The organism is Variovorax sp. GW821-FHT09D05, from assembly GCF_059416325.1.
On the sequence record NZ_JBWKOZ010000017.1, the window covers coordinates 66018 to 86970 of the forward strand.

Annotated in this window: 17 protein-coding genes; 14 read left to right on the forward strand and 3 right to left on the reverse strand. The window is 66.2% G+C overall.

The genetic code is table 11. The features are described from left to right. Positions 1-30: 30 nt before the first annotated feature. The 12 genes from AC07O3_RS33000 (at position 31) to AC07O3_RS33055 (ending at position 15551) form a co-directional block, all read left to right on the forward strand. On the forward strand, positions 31-513 hold the full coding sequence (locus AC07O3_RS33000) for an Hcp family type VI secretion system effector (RefSeq protein WP_097197420.1): 483 nt from the start codon (positions 31-33) through the stop codon (positions 511-513). Between the two features lie 128 nt (positions 514-641). After that, the gene (locus tag AC07O3_RS33005; protein WP_093082835.1) at positions 642-1502 is read left to right on the forward strand and encodes a type VI secretion system accessory protein TagJ; all 861 of its coding nucleotides are present in this window, start codon (positions 642-644) and stop codon (positions 1500-1502) included. An 11-nt stretch (positions 1503-1513) separates the two neighbouring features. Then, on the forward strand, positions 1514-2041 hold the full coding sequence (gene tssE, locus AC07O3_RS33010) for a type VI secretion system baseplate subunit TssE (protein WP_042673168.1): 528 nt from the start codon (positions 1514-1516) through the stop codon (positions 2039-2041). Next, a complete protein-coding gene (gene tssF, locus AC07O3_RS33015) occupies positions 2042-3913 on the forward strand; it encodes a type VI secretion system baseplate subunit TssF (RefSeq protein WP_495341356.1) in 1872 nt (623 codons plus the stop codon). After that, on the forward strand, positions 3910-5115 hold the full coding sequence (tssG, locus tag AC07O3_RS33020; RefSeq protein ID WP_495341357.1) for a type VI secretion system baseplate subunit TssG: 1206 nt from the start codon (positions 3910-3912) through the stop codon (positions 5113-5115). Before tssF ends, tssG begins: the two co-directional genes overlap by 4 nt. Continuing rightward, complete coding sequence (gene tssH / locus AC07O3_RS33025) at positions 5112-7847, forward strand: type VI secretion system ATPase TssH (protein ID WP_495341358.1); 2736 nt, start codon at positions 5112-5114, stop codon at positions 7845-7847. Before tssG ends, tssH begins: the two co-directional genes overlap by 4 nt. Positions 7848-7867: 20 nt before the next feature. After that, entirely contained in the window at positions 7868-10237 is a 2370-nt protein-coding gene (locus AC07O3_RS33030; protein WP_495341359.1) for a type VI secretion system Vgr family protein, read from the forward strand. 11 nt (positions 10238-10248) lie between these two features. After that, entirely contained in the window at positions 10249-10680 is a 432-nt protein-coding gene (locus tag AC07O3_RS33035) for a hypothetical protein (RefSeq protein ID WP_495341360.1), read from the forward strand. A gap of 19 nt (positions 10681-10699) precedes the next feature. Further along, complete coding sequence (locus tag AC07O3_RS33040) at positions 10700-13411, forward strand: DUF2169 family type VI secretion system accessory protein (protein WP_495341361.1); 2712 nt, start codon at positions 10700-10702, stop codon at positions 13409-13411. Beyond that, on the forward strand, positions 13408-14457 hold the full coding sequence (locus AC07O3_RS33045) for a pentapeptide repeat-containing protein (RefSeq protein ID WP_093180114.1): 1050 nt from the start codon (positions 13408-13410) through the stop codon (positions 14455-14457). The genes AC07O3_RS33040 and AC07O3_RS33045 overlap by 4 nt, the downstream gene beginning before the upstream one ends. A gap of 53 nt (positions 14458-14510) precedes the next feature. Beyond that, positions 14511-15155, forward strand: coding sequence for a DUF3540 domain-containing protein (locus tag AC07O3_RS33050; protein WP_495341362.1), 645 nt, complete (start codon positions 14511-14513; stop codon positions 15153-15155). 15 nt (positions 15156-15170) lie between these two features. Continuing rightward, positions 15171-15551, forward strand: a complete 381-nt coding sequence (locus AC07O3_RS33055) for a DUF4150 domain-containing protein (RefSeq protein WP_093058952.1) — start codon at positions 15171-15173, stop codon at positions 15549-15551. Between the two features lie 12 nt (positions 15552-15563). Here the strand turns inward: AC07O3_RS33055 and AC07O3_RS33060 are convergent, their stop codons facing one another. Genes AC07O3_RS33060 through AC07O3_RS33070 form a run of 3 tightly spaced genes read right to left on the reverse strand, consistent with a single transcriptional unit; the run spans position 15564 to position 18727 of the window. Then, the gene (locus tag AC07O3_RS33060) at positions 15564-16355 is read right to left on the reverse strand and encodes a PP2C family protein-serine/threonine phosphatase (RefSeq protein WP_093082813.1); all 792 of its coding nucleotides are present in this window, start codon (positions 16353-16355) and stop codon (positions 15564-15566) included. After that, the gene (gene tagH, locus AC07O3_RS33065) at positions 16348-18282 is read right to left on the reverse strand and encodes a type VI secretion system-associated FHA domain protein TagH (RefSeq protein ID WP_495341363.1); all 1935 of its coding nucleotides are present in this window, start codon (positions 18280-18282) and stop codon (positions 16348-16350) included. The genes AC07O3_RS33060 and tagH overlap by 8 nt, the downstream gene beginning before the upstream one ends. 58 nt (positions 18283-18340) lie before the next feature. Beyond that, entirely contained in the window at positions 18341-18727 is a 387-nt protein-coding gene (locus tag AC07O3_RS33070; RefSeq protein ID WP_256217027.1) for a TssQ family T6SS-associated lipoprotein, read from the reverse strand. Between the two features lie 150 nt (positions 18728-18877). On the opposite strand from AC07O3_RS33070, the gene tssJ reads away from it, so the two are divergent. Next, on the forward strand, positions 18878-19396 hold the full coding sequence (gene tssJ / locus AC07O3_RS33075) for a type VI secretion system lipoprotein TssJ (protein ID WP_093058949.1): 519 nt from the start codon (positions 18878-18880) through the stop codon (positions 19394-19396). A gap of 255 nt (positions 19397-19651) precedes the next feature. Further along, positions 19652-20947, forward strand: a complete 1296-nt coding sequence (gene tssK, locus AC07O3_RS33080) for a type VI secretion system baseplate subunit TssK (RefSeq protein WP_256217028.1) — start codon at positions 19652-19654, stop codon at positions 20945-20947. Positions 20948-20953: the final 6 nt, after the last annotated feature.

Sequence of the window (20953 nt, forward strand, 5' to 3'; positions counted from 1 at the left end):
ATCGGGCACATATAACTTTGGGGGTTAATCATGGCAGTAGACATGTTCATGCGCGTTGAAGGCGCGAACGGCGAATCGAAGGACTCGAACCACAAGGAGTGGACGGACATCAAGTCGTTTGCGTGGGGAGCAACGCAGCCTGGAAACATGGTCAGCGGCGGTGGCGGCGGCGTGGGCAAGGCGAGCTTCAATGACCTGCAGGTGCTCGCACGCATCGACAAGGCGGCGCCGTCCGTCCTGAAGAACTGCGCCAGCGGCAAGCACCTGAGCAAGGTGGAAGTGTCGGTCTGCAAGGCCGGCGGCGCGCAGATCGAATACACGCGCGTCACACTCGAAGAAGTGCTGGTCACCTCGGTGCAGTACACGGCCGAGCAGGGTTCGGACGCCGTGTTCGTGCAGTACGCCTTCCAGGCCGCGAAGGTGAAGCAGCAGTACTGGGAACAGACCGACAAGGGCGGCAAGGGCGCCGAGACGGTGCTGGGCTGGAACATCAAGGAAAACAAGGAAGCCTGATTTCCTTTTTCCCCGATGCGCGGCCGGCCCAGCGGGCCGCCCGCGACGTTTTTCCCGACGGCCTCCACGGCCGTCCTTCGCACACAGGCCTTTCGCGCCGTGTGCCATTCAGTCAGCGAGGAAGCTTCATGGGCGATGGGTTTGCAGTGCTGGGCGAACGCTCCGTGGCCGAGCACACCGAATGGGTACAGAGGCAGATCCGCGCCAATCCCCAGAATGCAAGCTTGCGTCTTGCCCTGTGTCACTTCCTCGCGCTGCGCGGCGAATGGCAGCGGGCTGAAGATCAGCTCAAGCTCGCCACCAAGCTCGACCCCACTTTCACTCCCGCCAGCGTCACCTGTTCGATGGCGCTTTCGGGCGAACGGCATCGCAGCGACTTCTGGTCCGGCGGACGCGCTCCGGCCATCATCTGCGGCAACGCGGAATGGGTCGAACAGCTGATCGCTGCCGCGGCCCTGCCGGCCGACCGTGCCGAGGAAGCCGCCGCCCTGCGCGAGACCGCGCGGCAGGCCGCGCCCGCCTTGCATGGCGCGCTCACCAGCGTCGACCGCTCCGATTCGCGCGCCGTGCAGGCGCTCGACGGCGAACCGGTGGAGCGCAGCATTTTCGCGTGGCTGTGCGACGGCGACGTGCGCATCGGCGCGGTGCTTGAGCTGCTCACGCCCTCGGGCTATGCATGGCTGCCCCTGCCCGAAGTGCGCCGCATCAAGTTCTCGCGGCCGCAACACCTGGTCGACCTGCTGTGGGCGCCTGCCGAATTCGAGCTGCATGACGGCCGCGCGCTCAACGGCCTGGTGCCGGTGCGCTATCCGGGCTCGCTCGAAGGCCTCGACGACGAGACCACGCTGGGCCGCCGCACCGACTGGCTGCCGCTGGCCGGCGAAGATCAATACGCGGGCCTCGGCCAGCGCACGCTGATCAGCGAGGCTGGTGACCATTCGCTGCTCGACCTGCGGCTCATCGAGTTCTCGCGCGAGGACGCGACCTGATGAGCAGCATCATGGACACCGACGGCGACCAGCAGGAAAGCGTCGCGCGCGACCGCCTGCAGCCGGTGCTGCTCGACCGCCTCACCGACAAGACGCCGCAGACCCGCCAGGAGCGCGCGGGCGCCTTCCTCATGAGCGGCAGGCTGTTGCGCGACTCGGTGCTGCGCGATCTGCAGTGGCTGCTCAACACCACCAACTTCGGTGCGGACCACAACATCAACACCATGCCGCGCGCGCGCCGCTCGGTGTTGAACTTCGGCGTGCGCGGCTGGGCCGGCGGCCGCATGTCGGAGGTCGACTTTGCGGACGTCGAAGCGGCCATCCGCTCGGCCATCATCGACTTCGAGCCGCGCATCATGAAAGACAGCATCGACGTGCGCTGCGTGACCGACGCCACCGATCTCGAACACCACAACCTGCTCGCGCTGGAGATCCGCGGCACGCTGTGGTCGGTGCCGTACCCGATCGAATTCATCCTGCGCTCGGAGCTCGACCTCGAAAGCGGGCACATGGTGCTGCGGCCCACCGGAGGCCTCTGAATGGATGCCAGGCTGCTCGACTACTACAACCGCGAGCTCACCTACATGCACGAGCTCGGGGCCGAGTTCGCGCAGCGCTACCCGAAGATCGCGGGTCGCCTCGGCATGCGCGGCATCGAGGTCAGCGACCCGTACGTGGAGCGCCTGCTCGAAGGCTTCAGCTTTCTCACCGCGCGCATCCAGCTCAAGATGGACGCGGAGTTTCCGCGCTTCTCGCAGCGGCTGCTCGAAGTGGTGTACCCCAACTTCCTCGCGCCGCTGCCCGCCATGGCCGTGGTGCAGATCGACGGCAACCTCAACGAAGGCTCGCTGAAAGCCGGCTACGAGCTGCCGCGCCACACCATCCTGCGCGGGCGAATGATCAAGGGCGAGCAGACGGCCTGCGAGTTCCGCACCGGCCATGCCGTCACGCTGTGGCCCATTCGCATCGCCGACGCCGGCATCGGCCCGGTGCCCGCGGAAATCGCGCATGCGATGCCCATGGCTGCGCGGCAGGCGAAGAGCGCCATCACCATCAAGCTCGAAGCGGTGGGCGGTGCGCGCTTTGCCGACATGCCGCTCGACCGGCTCGAGTTCTTTCTTTCGGGTGCGGAGCTGCATGCGCTGCGCGTGCTCGAACTCGCGGCGCACCACAGCATCGGCGTCGTGTGCCGCAGCGGACCGGGCAGCACGGCGCGCATCGTGCCGCTGGGCGACGAGGCCATCAGGCACGAGGGCTTCGACCCCGACCAGGCGCTGCTGCCCTACGACGCGCGCTCCTTCCAGGGCTACCGCCTGCTGCACGAGTATTTCGCGTTTCCCGACCGCTATCTGTTCTTCAGCGTGAACAAGCTGCGCGCGGCGGTGCAGGCCATGGGCGGCACCACGATGGAGATCGTGATCCTGCTCGACCGCGCCGACGGCGACCTCGAACGGCTGGTAGACGCCAAGCATTTCTCGCTGTTCTGCACGCCCATCATCAACCTCGTGCCGCGCCGCAGCGACCGCATTCCGGTTGGGCCGGGCCAGCACGAGCACCATGCGGTGATCGATCGCACGCGCCCGCGCGACTTTGAGATCTTCACCGTCGAGCGCGTCACCGGCCACATGGCCAATGGCTCGGAAGAGCGCGAGTTCCGGCCCTTCCTCGGTTCGTTCGCGGCGGACGACGGTGACTTCGGCGCGTACTTCTCGCTGCGCCGCGAGCCGCGCCTGGTGTCGGACCGCGCACGCGCCCAGGGTACGCGCACCAGCTACACCGGCAGTGAGGTCTATGTGTCGCTGGTCGACCAGCACGACGCGCCGTTTCCGCACAGCCTGCGGCACATCACGCTCGACGCGCTGTGCACCAACCGCGACCTGCCGCTGCTGCTGCCGACCGGGCTCGAGTCGGATTTCACGCTGCGCGTGTCGGCACCCGTGCGATCGATCCGCATCCTGCGCGGGCCTTCGCGGCCGTACCCCGCACTGGCCGAAGGCGCGCTTACGTGGCGTCTCATCAGCCACCTCGGCCTCAACTACCTGAGTCTTACCGACGTCGATGCGACGCAGGGCGCGGCCGCGCTGCGCGAGATGCTCGACCTGTACGGCAACCTCGCCGACCCTTCGGTGCGCCGCCAGATCCAGGGCGTGCGCTCGATGGCGCTGGCGCCGGTATTCCGTCGCCTGCCGGAGCCGGGCCCCATCGTGTTCGGGCGCGGCGTGGAGATTGCGCTGAAGATCGACGAGGTCGCGTTCTCGGGCGCGAGCCCGTATCTTTTCGGCGCCGTGCTGGAGCAGTTCTTCAGCCGGCATGTGTCGCTCAATGCGTTCACCGAGTTCGCGCTGTCCAGCCTGCAGCGTGGCGAGATCGCGCGGTGGACTCCGCGCGTGGGACGCCGCCCCGCCGTATGAGCGAAACCGGCTTCACCGACGGGATGCAACAGGCCGCAGCGCCGACTGAGGAGGCCCAGGAGGTGCTGGATGCGGCCGAGGCTCGCCACGACATCGCGCAGCCTGTGCAACCTGCGTACGGTGCCGCGGCGCGGCGCGGCGTACCGCAGGCCGATCCAGTGCTCTGGGCCAAGCTGGTCGAGCAGCCCTTCGAGCACGACCTGTTCATGCTGCTGCGCCGGCTCGACGCGCAGGGCGATCATCCGCTGCTGGGCCGCGCGCCGCGCCCGCTCGACGAACCGCTGCGCCTCGGGCAAGAGCCCTCGATGGCCTTCGCGCCCTCGAATGTGTCGGGCGTCGATGTCGACAGCGACGGCCCGCCGCGTATCTCGATCTACGGCTTCGGCCTGTTCGGCCCCAACGGTCCGCTGCCGCTGCACCTGACGGAGTACGCGCGCGAACGCAAGCGGCATCACGCCGACAACACCATCAGCGCGTTCGCCGACCTGTTCCATCACCGGCTGATCCTGCTGTTCTACCGGGCCTGGGCCGATGCGCAGTCAGTCAACAGCCTCGACCGCCCCGACGGCCATCGCTTCGTCGACTACGTGGCCAGCCTCATGAACATGGGGCAGCCCGGCCTCAAGGAGCGCGACCGCATCGCCGACCATGCGCGCACCTTCATGGCGGGTCATCTCGTGCGCCAGACGCGCAACCCCGAGGGCCTGATCCAGATCCTCAAGCTCTACTTCAACGTGCCCGTGCGCGTCGATGAGTTCGTGAGCGACTGGGTGATGATCGACGAGCGTCAGGTCAGCCGCATCGGCATCACCGGCCGCAACCACCGGCTCGGCGGCGGCGCCACCATCGGCCTTGCGGTGCGCGATGCGCAGAGCAAGTTCCGCCTCGAACTCGGGCCGCTCTCGCAGGAAGAGTTCCGCGAGTTCCTGCCGGGCAGCAAGCGACTGCAGCAAGTGGTCGACTGGGTGCGCCAGTACGTCGGCATCGAGTTCGCGTGGGACCTGCGGCTCGTGCTCAAGAAGCAGGACGCGCACGGCATGCGGCTCAACAGCAACCAGCGCCTCGGCTGGGGCAGCTGGCTCGGCACGCGCCTGTCGGACACCGACGCCGGCGACATGGTGTTCCAGCCCGAAGCATTGTTTTCCCGTTCCGCATCGGCGGCACCCGTTGCCGCGCCCGCATCTTCCTCCATGGCTCTATGACCGACATCCGCCGCGTCTCTCTCTTTTCGAAACTCAATCCGATGCTCTACAAGGCATTGGAGACCGCCACCGCCTTCGCCAAGCTGCGCGGCAATGCCTACGTCGAGCTGGTGCACTGGCTGCACCAGATCCTGCAGCTGCAGGACAGCGACATGCTGCGCATCATCAAGCGCGCGGGGCTCAACCTCGACGCGGTCGAGCAAGACCTCGTGCGCGCGCTCGACCGGCTGCCGCACGGCGCCACGTCGATCAGCGACATCTCCGAGCACGTCGACAACGCCGTCGAGCGCGCGTGGGTCTATGCGAGCCTGCGCTTCGAGGCTACCTCGATCCGCGGTGCGTATTTGCTCGCGGGCATCATCAAGACGCCGGGGCTGCGCCAGGTGCTCTCGGGCATCTCGCGCGAGTTCGACAAGATCGTGCCCGACGTGCTGGTGGCGCAGCTCGCTGCATGGACCGAAGGCTCGCCTGAAGACGACTTCGATGCCGCACCAAGCGGCGTCGCGGCCGGCGGCGCAGCCGCTGCCGCGCACCACCAAGGCGATAGCCCCGCGGCAGGTGGTTCGGCGCTCGCCAAGTATGCGAGCGACCTCACCGCCAAGGCACGCGCAGGCGAGCTCGATCCGGTCTACGGCCGCGACGACGAGATCCGACAGATCATCGACATCCTCATGCGCCGCCGCCAGAACAACCCGCTGCTCACCGGTGAGGCCGGCGTCGGCAAGACGGCAGTGGTCGAGGGGCTTGCCTCGCGCCTCGCCGCGGGCGACGTGCCGCCTTCACTGAAAGACGTGTCGCTGTGGGTGCTCGACCCCACGCTGCTGCAGGCTGGTGCGGGCGTAAAGGGCGAATTCGAACAGCGCCTGCGCCAGGTGATCGACGAGGTCGAGAAGAGTCCCAAGCCCATCGTGCTTTTCGTCGACGAGGTGCACACGCTGGTGGGCGCAGGCGGCACGGCCGGCACCGGCGACGCGGCCAACCTGCTCAAGCCGGCGCTGGCGCGTGGGCGGCTGCGGACCATCGGCGCGACCACCTGGTCGGAGTACAAGAAGTACATCGAGAAAGACCCGGCGCTCACGCGGCGCTTCCAGACCATCCAGGTGCACGAGCCCACCGAGCCCAAGGCGGTGATCATGCTGCGCGGCATCTCGGCCGAGCTGGAGAAGCACCACGGCGTGCTCATTCTCGATGCCGCACTCGAAGCGGCCGTGAGCCTTTCGCACCGCTACATTCCCGCGCGGCAATTGCCCGACAAGGCCGTGAGCCTGCTCGACACAGCGTGCGCGCGCGTGGCGCTGAGCCAGCACGCACTGCCCGCCGCCATCGAAGACCTGCAGCGCCGCATCGAGGTGCTGGGCATCGAGTCGGGCATCGCGGGGCGCGAGGCAGCCATTGGCGTGGGCGAGCATCAGCGCGTGGAAGACATCGCGGTCCAGGTGGCTGCGGCGCAGGCCGAGCTCGATCTGCTGGAGACGCGGCGCGTGGAAGAAAGCGCGCTGGTCGAACGCATCGTGGCGCTGCGCAAGCAGCTGTCGCCGGCGGCGGTTCCGGTGCAGACGGAGACGGAGACGGCTGAAGCCAGCGAGGCGAATGTCGATGCGGATGTCGACACACCGCCCGCTGAACCCCAGCGCACGCCCGAGGAGATCCGCGCCGAACTCAACGAAGCACAAGACAAGCTCGTGCAACTGCAGGGCGAATCGCCACTCATCCTCGCGGCCGTCGATGCGCAAGCCATCGCCACCGTGGTGGCCGACTGGACCGGCATTCCTATCGGCCGCATGGTGCGCGACGACGCGCAGTCGGTGTTGAAGCTCGGCGAAATTCTCTCGGCCCGCGTGGTCGCGCAGCCCGATGCGCTGGAGACCATTTCGCGCCGCATACGCACCGCGCGCGCACGTCTCGACAACCCCAACAAGCCCGTCGGCGTGTTCCTGCTGTGCGGCCCCTCGGGCGTGGGCAAGACCGAGACAGCGCTGGCTTTGTCCGAAGCGCTGTACGGCGGCGAACAGAACCTCGTCACCATCAACATGAGCGAGTTCCAGGAGTCGCACACCGTCTCCACGCTCAAGGGCGCACCGCCCGGTTACGTGGGTTACGGCGAAGGCGGCGTACTCACCGAGGCCGTGCGCCGCAGGCCTTACAGCGTGGTGCTGCTCGACGAGATCGAGAAGGCGCACACCGACGTGCACGAGATCTTCTTCCAGGTCTTCGACAAGGGCTGGATGGAAGACGGCGAGGGCCGCCACATCGACTTCCGCAACACCGTGATCATCATGACCTCCAATGTCGGCACCGACCTGGTCATGCAGCTGTGCGAAGACCCGACCCTGCGCCCCGACCCCGAGCCGCTGGCTGCCGCACTGCGCGAGCCGCTGCTCAAGGTGTTCGCGCCCGCGCTGCTCGGCCGCCTCGTTGTAGTGCCTTATTACCCGTTGCACGCAGAGGCGTTGCATCGCATCATCCGTCTGCAGCTCGATCGCATCGCGACGCGCCTGCAGGCGAACCACGGCATCGCACTGGCCTACGACGACAGCGCCGTCGAACTCGTCGCGCGCCGTTGCACCGCCATCGAATCGGGCGGCCGGATGATCGACGCGATCCTCACGCACACGATCCTTCCAAGGCTGAGCGAGGAAGTCATCGGGGCCACGGTCAGTGCGCGCAAGCTCGCGAGTGTGCAACTGAGTGCGGCGGATGACGACTTCCGCTACGAATTCTTCGAACATTGAGCGCAGAAAGGGAGCACCACATGGCCAGAGTCGTCACTGCACACACGCCGCTTGCACCGGACCAGTTGCTGTTCCGTTCGATGCACGGCAAGGAAGGGCTGTCGGAGCTCTTCGAGTTCGAAGTGGACCTGCTGAGCCCCAACACTTCCGTCGACATGAAGGCGGTGCTCGGCAAGCCGCTCACTCTCGAGATCGTGACGATCGACGGGACGCCGCGCTACCTCAACGGGCAGATCACGCGTTTCACGATGATCGGCCGCGAAGAGAGCTCGTCGCGCTATGTGGTGTATCGGGCTCTGGTGCGGCCCTGGCTCTGGTATCTCACGCGCACCAGCGATTGCAAGATCTTCCAGAACAAGTCGGTGGTCGACATCCTGGACGAAGTGCTCGGCGAGTACGGGTTCGCGTTCGAGAAGAAGCTCAGCGCCACCTACCGCCAGCGCGACTATTCGGTGCAGTACCAGGAGACCGACTTCGCATTCGTGAGCCGCCTGATGGAGCACGAGGGCATCTACTACTACTTCAAGCACGAGAAGAACCAGCACACGCTGGTGCTGGCCGACGACATGGGTGCGCACGACACGCTGCCGGGCTACCCGCGCATCGGCTATCTCGCCACCGATCGCGCGGGCGAGACGGGCCGCGAAGTGATCGACCAGTGGGAGGTGACCGAGGAGATTCGCCCCGGCACCTTCGTGGTCGACGACTTCGACTTCAAGAAGCCCAAGGCCGACCTGCTCAACACGCGCAGCCAGCCGCGGGAGAACGATCACGGCCGCTACGAGATGTACGAGTGGCTCGGCGGCTACAGCGACGCCGGGGATGGCGAGCACTACGCGCGCATACGGCTCGAGGAAGCGCAGGCGCAGGCCGAGGTCGACACCGGTCACTCCAACGTGCGCGGCATGGCGCCCGGCTACCGTTTCAGCATGCAGAACGCGCCGCGCGACGAGGACAACAAGGAATACCTGATCGTCTCGGTGACGTACAACCTGCGCGAGGGCGGCTATGCCACCGGCAGCCCCGACGGTCTCTACAGCTTCGACTTCGACGTGCAGCCCACGTCGTTTCCGTTCCGCGCGCCGCGCGTCACGCGGATGCCGACCACGCACGGCCCGCAGACCGCCACGGTCGTGGGCCCGCCCGGGGAAGACATCTGGATCGACAAGTACGGCCGCGTGAAGGTGCAGTTCCGCTGGGACCGCTACGGCCAGCGGAACGAGGACAGCTCCTGCTGGGTGCGTGTGTCCAGCGCATGGGCAGGTTCGAACTTCGGAGCGGTGAATCACCCGCGCGTGGGGCAGGAAGTGATCGTCGATTTCATCGCCGGTTGCCCCGACCGGCCGATCATCATCGGCCGTGTCTACAACGCCGACCAGATGCCGCCGCTCGAACTGCCGGCCAAGGCGACGGTCAGCGGCTTCATCAGCCGCACCATCAAGGGCGACGGCGAACTGGCCAACCACTTCGTGATCGACGACGACCCCGGCAGCGAGTCGATCAAGATGCACGCTCAGAAGGACTTCAGCCTCAGCGTAGAGAACAATGAAACGCACACCGTGGACGGCACGCGCGACACGTTGATCGAGGGCGCGGACACCTACACGACCAACACCTCGCTCAACGAGACGGTCAACGGGCCGCACACGCTGACGGTGAACAAGGGCGGGCCGCAGACGATCACCGTCAACGGCGGCAACCAGTTCATCAAGGTGGATGGCGGCGACCAGCAGGTCGACGTCATCGGCAACCAGACCATCCATGTCACCGGCAAGCGCACGGACACGGTAGACAGCGGTGAAGAGCGAATCATCGGCAAGTCGCTCAAGGAGGACATCGCGGGTCCGCAGACCACCAAGGTGGTCGGCCTGTACACCGAGGAAACCAAGGGGAAGAAGGTGACGGTCCACGGCGACGAGGACTATCTCGTCGAGGGGGCACAAAAGGTGCACGCGAACACGTCGTTGAGTGCGACGACGGATGGCCCCATGAACCTGGAAAGCACCGCGGCGGACATCTCGGTCAAGTCGCCGACCAAGATCATCCTGGATGCCCCTCACGTGGAGGACAAGTCGGCCAAGAAGGTGACCTTCACGGACTGGGGCATTGCCTTCAAGGGCTTCAACATGGGGATCAACGGGATCAACGTGAGCATCAACGGGCTCGCCGTCTTCGCCAACGGAAGGGTGGTCAGCGTTGCCGCGCAGAACCTGGGCTTCAACGCCTACTCGCTCACGGGCGCCATCAACAAGTTCGACATGTATTCCGCCAGCGGTGCGATCGGCCTCTATACCGCCACCCGGACGCTTTTCACGACGGACAACCCGGCGACAAAAATCGACTACTCCCAAATCAGGGTGAACCCCAGGGGCATCACCGTCTATCTCTGAGCCTGGAGCGCGTGTTGGATCTTTTCGTCGTGTGGTTCACCAAGTATTGGTATCTGATCGTCATCATCGCTGTCGTCGTGCTGCTGCCGTCCGTGCTGACTACGCTGGCCAAGCGCTATGTATTCCGCGTGATAGATCAGCAGAGTGTGGTCAACCGCCAGGTGATGGGGACGGATCGCGCCGAAAGAGTGCTTCGCACGGGCCAGCCGGCCGTAGGGGTGGTGCTCGAGAGCTATGACACGGCCATGCGGGTCGAGCGCATCTATATCCTCGTGCGGCTCAAGTTCCAGGTACGGCCTGAGGGTGGACTGCCCGCCTACGAGACCGAACTGGTCGCCCCGATCAGCCCGGTGAAGCTCGCCGACTTTGCACCAGGGCGCTCCGTGAAGCTGCGCTTCGACCCGGTCTCGCGCGAGATCGCCATCGATCAGCCGGTGCGCTGAAGCAGGTGCGCTGCCCCCGATGAAGACCATCAAGCCCTTTCGCCTGAGCATCATCACCCGGCCCTTCCGACGGCAGCGGCGAGACTTCCTGGGCGTCTCGGTCTTCGCGATGGCCAGCCTGGCGCCCGAGCCCCTGCTGATGCCCGACCAGGATCTCTGGAAGCTGGCGGCCGACGAGATAGGGCCCGGCAACGTGCTGGACATGGGCGTGCCCAAGATCGAGCCGGAGTGGCTGGTCAGCGGCTATGCGTACACCGCGCATCAGGAGGACAAGACACTGTGCGCGACCCAGGCCGTCTTCCATGGCCAGGCCAAGTCGTTGCTGGTGAGCGGTGATCGCTACTGGCTCGACGGCCGCGCCACGCCCGCGCAGCCTTTCGAGCGCCTGAGGCTGGATTGGGCGCATGCCTATGGCGGCCCGGGCGAGCCTGAAAACCCGGAAGGCATCGGCAGCTTCGATGAAACGATCAACGGCGTACAGGCGCGCCGGCTTCCCAATGTCGAGTTGCCCGGCGCGCGTCAGGACGCACCCGGGCGGCGCATCGTGCCTGCGGGTTTCGGCGCCGTGCCTCCCGATCGGCCGCAGCGGCTCGCGCTGATGGGGCGCGCCTACGACCAGCAGTGGCTGCAGCACGAGTACCCGGGTTTCGCCGAGGACATGGACTGGCGCTACTTCAATGCCGCACCTGCCGACCAGCGCCTACCTGGCCAGAGCGAATTGCCTCCGGGCGCCGCCTACGAACTGTGGAACATGCACCCCCGGCAGCCGGTGATGCGCGGCCAGCTGCCCGATTGGCAGGCGCGCTGCTTCGCTAGCTTCCAGAAAGACGGTGGCGCGCTGTCGGAAATTTCGCTGCGCATGAGCACGGCCTGGTTCTTTCCGCACGCCGAGCGCGTCATCCTGGTCTGGCACGGTGTATCGCCCATCGCAGAGGATGACGCGGCCGACGTCAAGCACGTCATGCCCGCGCTCGAGTTGCGCGGGCAGCCGCGGCCGCTCGCCCACTACCAACAGGTGCTGCAGCAGCGCATCGATCCAGCCAAGGCGGTGCTGGTCCTGCGCGACAGCGACCTGGTCCCCAAGGCGATCATGGGGCCATGGGCAGGCGACCAGATGCCCGATATCGCTTCGCTTCCGCTGGCGCGCAATCTGCACGCAGGCCGGCAGCGCGAGCGCGAACGCATGCGTGCCCGTCTGCTGGAGCAGGGCCTGGATCCCGAGCAGTATCTGCCGCCCGTGTCCGAACCGGATCTGCGGCCGCCTGCCTCCATGGACGATCTGCCAGACTTCGCCGAGAAGGCCGATCGAGCCCTCGAGCAGATGCGCGAGTCGGCCCTTGCCCGCGGCGCCGAGGGGCGCGCTCAGGCCGTCGCGCGCGGGATGCCCGCTGCCGTTCAACCCGACGTCGATATCCCACCGCTGTCGCAGATGGAACCGCGCCAGCTGTCCGACGAGATCAAGGCGAGCATCGACAAGGCCATGACCGAGGTGGAGGCGCGGACCGGCAAGCCTGTGCAGCGCCGATTCGACCCGGACCGCCTGCTGCGTGACCTCGCGCGCCTCGAGGAAGAAGCGGCGCGAGAGCGCCGGACCCCCCTCACATCCGACGAGGCCGCCGAAAACGCGCGGCTGCGCGAGCAGGCCGGGCGCAGCGCGCGCATGGGGCACCTCTACGGCGCACACCTGCTCGAGCCGGCGCCGCCGGCCAGCAGCCTGCGCTCCAGGCGGCTGCGCCGGCGCCTCGAGGCCGCAGCCAGCGGCGAGCGTCGTTTCGCAGGCATGAACTTCGTCGGCGCCGACCTCTCGGGCCTGGATCTGCGCGGTGCCGACTTCACGGAAGCGAACCTCGAAGACGTCGACTTCAGCGACGCGCGGCTCGATGGCTGCAACTTCACACGTGCCGTGCTTGCGCGGGCGCGGCTGGTCCGGGCTTCGCTCACCGATGCGCGGCTGGACGAGGCCAATCTGGGCGGCGCGCAATGCGACGGGGCGAACTTCACGGCGGCCAGCTTCGTGCAGACGCGTTGCAGCAAGACCATTTTTCGTTCCTGCGTGCTGGCGAAGGCCGCGTTCAATCAAGCCGATCTATTCGAAAGCGAATGGGCGCGCTGCGACGCGCGCGGCTCGCACTGGGAGCAGATGGCGATGGTGAAGCTGGCACTGGAAGACATCGCTTTCGACGACGCCGCGTTCAAGCAGGTGAGCTGGGTCGAGTGCAGCTTCAAGGAAACATCCTTCGTACGCGCCTCGCTGAACGCCTGTGCTTTCGTCGCCGTCGATGCGCGGGAGGGGGTCGACTTCACCGAGGCCAGCCTCGTCACCTGTTCCTTCGTCCATGGCTGCAGCCTGGTGCAGGCAGTGTTCTGCGCCGCTTCGCTCAGGCAGTGCGGCCTGCGCGGAGCCATATTGGTCGGCGCCGATCTCGCGAGGGCGCGCCTCGAAGGCTGTGATTTCTCCGAGTGCGACCTGCGGCGCGCGCGGCTCGAGGGACTGCATGCCGGCGAGAGCCTGTTCATTCGCGCGGACTTTCGCGAAGCCTCGTTGCGCGGTGCCAACCTCATCGACGCCAATCTTTCCAAGGCCGACCTGCGCTTTGCCAGCCTGCAGGATGCCAATCTGTTTCGCGCCGACGTGTCGCAGGCCGCCATCGACGGCTCGACCACTTTCATCGGCGCCTACACCCAAGGAGCCAAGACCTTGCCCGCACGAAGGACTGAGCCGGTTCGATGACAGTCGAAGAACTTCTGGACAAGATTCGGCATGGCGAACCGGTGGTCAAAGCGAGTCTCGCGGGTCAGGACCTCAGCGGCGTCGACTTGTCGGGGGCGCAGATGGAGCACGTCGACCTGAGCCTGACGAATCTGCGTGGCGCCAGCCTCGACGACAGTTCGCTGACGCAATGCAACTTCGACCGGGCAGACCTGTCGGCGGCCAGCTTGAGAGGCGTGCGCGTGTTTCGGTGTCGGTTGGAGGCTGCGCAACTCGGCCGCGCGTTCATGCAGGACACCAACTTCTTCGAATCTTCGCTGGCTCATGCGGATTTCGGGAAAGCCCAAATGGAACGCGTGGCCTTTGCCAGATGCGAACTCGGGAATGCCGTGCTGAAGCCGAGCATTTGCGATCAGATCGTCGTCACCGAATCAAGGGTCGATCAGCTCGATTGCCGCGGGGCACAGCTGTTGCACCTGATGTTGTTTCGCATGGATCTGCGCACGGTGGAGTTCGCTCAGGCCCGATGCGATGGTTCGATCTTGATGGAGTGCAATCTCGAAGGTCAGCGCCTGCCGCACACCGCCTTCCTGCGCTGCCAGTTCACCGACAGCGCGATGGCAGGCGTCGATTTCAGCGGCGCCGTGCTGACCCAGAGCAATTTCAAGGGCGCCACGCTGACCCATGCGAACTTCAGTGGAGCGGATGCCGCCCAAGCCATGTTCCCGCAGGCCGATCTGCGTGGAGCGAATTGCAGCGATGCCGTCTTCGATCAGTCGATCTGGTCCGACGCCAAACTCGAAGGTACCGATTTCAGCCGCTCGCGCCTGCCGCTGAGCGTGTTCCATCGCGCGCGGGCGAGGGGTGCCAGCTTTCGCGACGCGGATCTGCACGATGCCGATCTCTCCTATGCCGATCTTCATGGCGCCGATTTGCGCAATGCACGCTTTTTGCGTACTCGCTTTCATCGGGCCGCGCGCGAAGGTGCGCGTTTCTCGGGAAGCGGTGGCATCATCGAAAACGATTCGGAGCTGTTCAAGGCCCAAGAGATCCGTCCGCCGAGCTGATGCCGCCAGGCCTGCCCGTTCCACTGTTTACCCATCGAAACAAGGAGATCTCCATGTCAGTCGTTTCACTGCGCAAAGCCTCGTTGCTGACGGCTCCGGTTCACTTCCAAGGGGTGGTCGCCGCATTGCTGCCGGATGGACGTATCAGCGTCGATGACGAGCAGGGTGCTGTCTGGGTTTGCCGGCGCGCGGCTAGCTGCCTGCTCAAACCGGCCAGCGGCGATACCGTGCTGGTGTCCGGTCCCGACAGCGCGCGAGCCTACCTGATCGCCGTGATCGAGCAGGCCGATGCGTCGTCAAGCTGCATCGAGGCGGCGGGCGACATCACCTTCGCGTCTACCAGCAACGGCCGGGTGACCATCGCGAGTACTTCGGAGCTCAGGCTTCGCGCGGACAAGCGCTTCGTACTCAAGGCAGAAGAGGGCGAGTGTGACATTGGTGAACTGCGGCTGGTGACGCGCTCCGTGCAGGCCGCGGCAGGAAGCGTCCGGCTGGTCGGCAAGGTATTCGAGACCGTGGCCGATCGCATCGTGCAGATGGCGCGTCAGACGCTACGCCTGACGGATGAAGTCGACCAGGTGCGTGCGGGCCACGTGGACTACAAGGCCAGCGAGACGGTGCGCATTCATGGCCACCACACGATGGTCACCGGCCAGGAGCTGGTGAAGGTGGACGCGGCTCAGATCCACATGGGCTAAGCGAGGAGGTACCAGATGTTTGCCAATTGTCAGCTCATGGGAATGGACATGGCATTCCCCGACGTCTGCAAGACGCCGGTGCCCATTCCATACCCGAACATGGCTATGGGGCCGATGGCTGTTCCGAATGCTTGGAACATCCTTTTCATGGCGATGCCGGCACACAACATGGCTACGACCACGCCAATCACCCTGGGGGATCAGCCCGGGGCGCTGGGCGGCGTTGTGTCGCAGACGTTCATGCAGCAATCGCGTCATGTGACAGGCGCGTTCACCGTGCTTCTCAAGGGTACGCCGGCCACGCGGGTCACCAGCATCACGACGCAGAACCGTTGCAACATCGTCGGCATGCGCATCGTGCCGAGCCAGTTCAAGGTGCTGATGCTGGCGCCCTGAGGGCGCGTCGATTCAGACCGGCCCTGCCAGCGTCACCTGCTGCGGAAAGCCCACCCACACGGCCAGCGCCGAGTAGTTGTCGCGCGATTCATCAGCCTTGGATTCGGCCGCGCGGCGAATCAGCGCGAGCCATTCTTCCGCGCTGTCGGCCAGCTGCAATGAGCGTTCCATCACCTGCTGCGAGATCAGCTGCCAGAGCCCGTCGGTGCACAGCAGGAAAGCATCGCCATCGGCCAGGCGTTGCGGCGCCGTGATGGTGGCTTCGGCCGTGGCGCGTGCACCCAGCGCGCGGTAGAGCAGGTTGGTCTTCACAAGGCGCTCACCGCCGTTCTGGTGGCTCGCGGCCGCATCACCCGAGCGCTCCGACAGGCTGTGGTCTTCTGTGCGCTGCATCAGCGCGCCGCGGCGGAACCAGTAGAGGCGGCTGTCGCCCACGTGGGCCCAGCAGGCCTGGTTGGTGATGCGGTCGATGAACAGCGACACGAAGGTCGCGCTCATGCGGCTCTGCTCGGTCAGTTCGCGCTGCTTCGCGAGGATGGCGTCGTTGGCCGCCTTCACGCAGCGCTGGATGTTGTCGGCGGCCAGCGAAGGGGCGTCGACAAAGGTGTTGAGGGCGGTGTCGACCGCGATGCGCGAGGCCAGTTCGCCGCCTGCGTTGCCGCCGACGCCGTCGCTCACTACGAAGCAGCCGTTGCGCTCGTCGAGGTGGTAGCCGATGGCGTCCTGGTTGCCGCTGCGTTCGCCCACGCAGGAGAACTGCGAGGTCGAGATGGGTACGGCGAAAGAGCGGGTGGCTTCAAGCACGGCGCGCCTCCTTCAGCCGTTCCATTTCCTTGTCGTAGGCCTGCTGGAAGGCACGGCCGAAGACGGCCTGGAAGTCGTCCTCGACGGCCGCTGTCGTTTCGGTGTGCAGCTGCTGGAGCTCTCGCCACAGGCGCGCCTCGCGGCCGCCGGGCAGCAGCTTCTCGCCCAGGCTGCCGTCGTGCGGGGTTTCGCGGCTCAGCGCGGCGGGGTCGAAGCGCTTGAGCAGCGTGAGCAGTGCGGCGCGCATGCCGGCGACCATGCCGAGCTGGTGCGACTGCAGGTCGCCGAGCGCGTCGTGCACGGCGGCCTCGGGCGGCAAAAAGCCGGGCATGCGCGCGCCGAACATCTGCATCAGCACGGCGCGGCCGTTGGGCAGGATCTTGAACGGGTTGTTTTCCTCGTCCACGATCATCGTGATTTCGGCGCGCACCTCGCGCTTGAGCATGGCGCGCGAGGACAGCAGCTCGATGGTGCCGTCTGTGAAGGCCCGCATGATGCGGCCCAGGCGCTGCATGGCTTCGATGTCGAGCGGTTGCTGGCCAGCGACTTCGGGCACGCCCGCGCCTTCGAGGAAGGCCTTGAAGAGGGCTTCCGACGAGGACGATGGGGCTGCGGCGGGTTGTGTTGCTGCTGCGACGGGTGCAGCCGCAGGTTCAGCAACTACGGGCGGCACTGCGACAGGTGGCGGCTCGGGCGGGCTCTCTTGCACCACGGGCGGTGGTGCAGGAGGCGGCGGCGGAGCGGGCGCAGGCGGCGGCGGTGGCGGTGGCGCCTCCACCTTCACAGGTTCGACGGCGGGCACGGGTGCCGGCGCAGGTGCTGGCACCGGCATCGCCACCGGAGTCGGCGGACGGAACTGAGCCGCCACTTCCCGCGTATGGTTCGAATGGCTGTACCCCTGCACGGCTGGTCTGTTGTTCTGCAACAGGTCGAGCGCGGGGTGCGTGTCGCCCGGCAGCATCGGGTCGGTATGCGTCAGCGCGGTGGGGCGCGGATCGGTCAGCGGCGAGTGCGCGCTCTCGTCGGCTGCGAAGAAAGAAAGCGGATCGACACCGCGCTTGAGCGCCATGTCCGACATGTCGTTGGCCGCGTCGGGGTTCAGCTCCGCGAGCGGATCGACCGGGTTGCGGCGCGCCTGCGACGGCAACTCGAAGGGCTCGTGCGCCATCGGGTCGGGCATCGGCGCGGGCGTGCTGTCGACGCGGCGCGGTGCGTTGGCGAGGATGGCGTCCCAGTCAGCCGCAGAAGGGATCTGTGACGAGGCGAGGGTCGGGCTCACCTTGGGTTGCGGCGCCGGCGGTGGCGCGGACGGCTGCAAAGGGGCAGCGAAGGACTCGCGCGGCGCCGGAGCGAATGCGGGCGGCTGCATCGGTGGCGGCACGGGCGTTGCCTGCCGCGGCGGTGGCATCGCCACCGTGGGTTGCGTGTCGCCGATGGGCAATGCGCCTTCGCCGAACAGATCGGAGAACACGTCGGATGCGCCGGAGGACGGCAGCAGTGCGTCGATGGGGCTCGCCGACATCGGCGCGGCCATCGGCGGCTGCGTCGATGGCAGCGGCGGCGGGGGAGGAGGTGGTGGTGGCTGAACCGCAGCCGCTACGGGCGCCGCGCGCTGCGCGCTCGCGGCCTCCAGCACATAGCTTCCGATCGCGACGCGGTCGCCATCGGCCACGCGCGCTTCCTGCTCGTGCGCGAGCGTGTGTCCGTTCACGCTGATCGGCAGCACCGCGCTCATGTTGCGCAGCACCGCCACGCCATCTTCGTCGAAGCGCACGGTGGCCTGCAGGCGCGAGATCTGCCGCTGCTCGTCGGGCAGCACGAGGTGGTTGTCGGGGCTGCGTCCGATCGTTCCGCCGGGCGCGGCGAGCAATGCCGAGGGGCCCACGGTCACCGGCCTGCCGGCATGTTCGATCACTGTCCAACGCATGGCTTCTCCGTGTTCGTCGTCTCGCGCCGCCGCACTGGTGCGGCCGCGATGTTCTTCATCAACGCTTCATTCGCTTGGCGGCCTCGAACGCGGGGCCCCACACCGGATGCTTGCGCTCCGCCACGTTGAGCTCGAAGGTCGGGAACGCATCGAGGATCTTGCGGAACTGGTTGCGGCACTCGGCGATCTGGTTGGCCACGCAGTAGCTGAAGGCCTCGAGCTTCATCGCATCGAGCCGGGTGCCCGGCTCGGCACCTTCGAATACCGACACGCCGCCGCTCTTGAGCGTGCTGACGGCCTTGGCATAGTCGCCTTCGTCATACGCTTGCTGCGCCTTCTCGAGCGTGGTGCGCGCCACTTGCTGGCTCAGTCGTTCGGGTTGCGGCGCGGGCTCTGGCGGCGGTGTGGTCGTGCAACCCGCGACCACGAAAAGAGCGAACGCCAAAGCAGGCAGACATGACTTCAATCTTCTCTCCTACCTTGCAAAAGGAATGCTTGAGATAGTGTGCCGCTGTGTTGCGACATGCACGTTATGCGCCATCGTAAGTGCGCATGACTTCGATAATATAGGCCGCGAACCCTCGGGGAGATTTCAATGCATCGACGAAGCTTGCTACAAGGCGCACTTGCCACCACACCGTTGTTTGCGGGCCTCATCGGCGGATGCGCATCGACAGCCAAGTCCATGCCCACGCCCTATGCCGTCACAGTCAAGATCGACGATGGCGTCAACCCCGACGGACGCGGCCAGGCCGCACCCATCCTCGTGAAGGTCTTCGAACTGAAATCTTCCGGTAACTTCGAAACCGCAGACTACTTTGCACTACAGGATCGCGACCGCGAGACGCTCATGACCGAGCTCGTGAATGCCGACCAGGCCATCATGCGCAGCGGCGAAGAGCGCGTGTTCAAGCGCGAGGCAGGACTCGACTCGCGCGCCATCGGCATCATCGCGGGCTATCGCAAACTCGAGGCCGCGCGCTGGCGCATCGTGTTGCCGTTGAAGGAACCGAAGCAAACCAACCTGTACAAGGTGTGGCAGTTTTCGCCGAGCGAGCAGGCCGTGCACGTTGCCGTGCGCAAGACGGGCATAGAGCTGCTACCAAGTCGTTAACTTTCGGCTTGGGGTGCTGGCCTGCTAGTACGAAAGTGCGAGAAATTCTTGAGCGAAATGCGGTGCAAAACGTAAGACGCGCCGTGTAGCATCAGGAGCAAAACAAGTGGACCGGGAGGCCGCTCCTCAGCGCATCTCCCGCTTCGATGTGAGCACTCCCCAGGAGGTCTTTTGGTGACAGTTCGCAATTCGGGCGCCGCAAAGAATGGCGCCCATCCGCAGGCATTGGCGAATCGTGTGGTGTGGTCCGAAGGGATGTACCTGCGGCCGCAGCATTTCCAGCAAATGGAACGCTATGTCGAGCAATACGTGACCCGGCGCACCGCAGGCCTGCAAGGCGCCTATTGGGGTTGGCTGAGTCTGGAGATCGACCGCGACGCCTATGCGCTGGGCCGTGTGTCGCTGCTCGGAGGCGCGGGGGTGATGCCCGACGGCACGCCGTTCTCGTTCGGCGCCGAAGACGCGCCGCTGCCTTATGAAGTGCCGACCGATCTCACCGACGAGCTCATCGTGCTCGCGCTGCCGCTGCGCAGGCCCGGCAGCGAAGAGGTCATCTTCGCGGAAGACGAAGGTTCGGCCGCGCGCTTCGGCGTGATCGAGCGCGAAGTGAACGACGGCAATGCGGTGGCACTCGGCCCCGCCGTGCTGCAGCTCGCCGCGCCGCGCCTGCGTCTTGCGCGCGCTTCCTCACTCACCGCCGAATGGCAAGCCATTGGCGCGGTGCGCGTGATCGAGCGGCGCACCGACCACAAGCTGGTGGTCGATGCCAACTACATTCCGCCGGTGCTCGACGCTTCTGCGCACGCAATGCTGCGCAGCATGATCGCGGAGCTGCACGGCCTGCTCACGCAGCGCTCCGAGGCATTGGCCTCGCGGCTCTCGCAGCCGGGTCGCGGCGGGGTGAGCGAGGTCTCTGACTTCCTTTTGCTCGAGCTGGTCAACCGCTACCTTGCGCTCACGTGGCATTCGCAGCAGGCGGTGCAGGTGCACCCAGAAAACCTGTTCGTCGACTGGCTCAAGCTGGCCTGCCATCTGGCCACGCACACATCGCCCACGCGCCGTCCGGTGCTGTGGCCGATATACGACCACGACAACCTCAACGAGTGCATCCGCCCGCTGCTTGAGGAGCTGCGGCGTTCGCTGTCGGCCGTGCTCGAGCAGAGCGCGATCGCCATCGAACTCGAAGAGCGCAGCCACGGCGTGCGCGTGGGCCGCATGCCCGACCCGGTGCTGGTGCGCAACGCGGGCTTCGTGCTCGCGGTGCATGCCGACCTGCCGGCCGATGCAATTCAGCAGCGCTTCCCCACGCAGGTGAAGATCGGCTCGGTCGAGCGCATCCGCGACCTCGTGCAACTGCAACTGCCGGGGGTGGTGGTGCGGCCGCTGCCGGTGGCGCCGCGGCAGATTCCGTACAACGCGGGCTACCACTATTTCGAACTCGACAAGAGCGGCGACATGTGGCGCCAGCTCGAAAAATCGGGCGGCGTGGCGATGCACCTGGCCGGTGACTTTCCCGGGCTGGCCATGGAGTTCTGGGCCATCCGTCCGTGAGGGACT

What these genes read in the sequence shown, in the direction of transcription:
- tssE (WP_042673168.1), top strand. Translation starts at nt 1,514, where the DNA reads ATGGACACCGACGGCGACCAGCAGGAAAGCGTCGCGCGCGACCGCCTG.
- AC07O3_RS33040 (WP_495341361.1), top strand. Translation starts at nt 10,700, where the DNA reads ATGAAGACCATCAAGCCCTTTCGCCTGAGCATCATCACCCGGCCCTTC.
- tssF (WP_495341356.1), top strand. Translation starts at nt 2,042, where the DNA reads ATGGATGCCAGGCTGCTCGACTACTACAACCGCGAGCTCACCTACATG.
- tssH (WP_495341358.1), top strand. Translation starts at nt 5,112, where the DNA reads ATGACCGACATCCGCCGCGTCTCTCTCTTTTCGAAACTCAATCCGATG.
- tssG (WP_495341357.1), top strand. Translation starts at nt 3,910, where the DNA reads ATGAGCGAAACCGGCTTCACCGACGGGATGCAACAGGCCGCAGCGCCG.
- AC07O3_RS33050 (WP_495341362.1), top strand. Translation starts at nt 14,511, where the DNA reads ATGTCAGTCGTTTCACTGCGCAAAGCCTCGTTGCTGACGGCTCCGGTT.
- tssK (WP_256217028.1), top strand. Translation starts at nt 19,652, where the DNA reads ATGTACCTGCGGCCGCAGCATTTCCAGCAAATGGAACGCTATGTCGAG.
- AC07O3_RS33045 (WP_093180114.1), top strand. Translation starts at nt 13,408, where the DNA reads ATGACAGTCGAAGAACTTCTGGACAAGATTCGGCATGGCGAACCGGTG.
- AC07O3_RS33000 (WP_097197420.1), top strand. Translation starts at nt 31, where the DNA reads ATGGCAGTAGACATGTTCATGCGCGTTGAAGGCGCGAACGGCGAATCG.
- AC07O3_RS33055 (WP_093058952.1), top strand. Translation starts at nt 15,171, where the DNA reads ATGTTTGCCAATTGTCAGCTCATGGGAATGGACATGGCATTCCCCGAC.
- AC07O3_RS33030 (WP_495341359.1), top strand. Translation starts at nt 7,868, where the DNA reads ATGGCCAGAGTCGTCACTGCACACACGCCGCTTGCACCGGACCAGTTG.
- tssJ (WP_093058949.1), top strand. Translation starts at nt 18,878, where the DNA reads ATGCATCGACGAAGCTTGCTACAAGGCGCACTTGCCACCACACCGTTG.
- tagH (WP_495341363.1), bottom strand. Translation starts at nt 18,282, where the DNA reads ATGCGTTGGACAGTGATCGAACATGCCGGCAGGCCGGTGACCGTGGGC.
- AC07O3_RS33005 (WP_093082835.1), top strand. Translation starts at nt 642, where the DNA reads ATGGGCGATGGGTTTGCAGTGCTGGGCGAACGCTCCGTGGCCGAGCAC.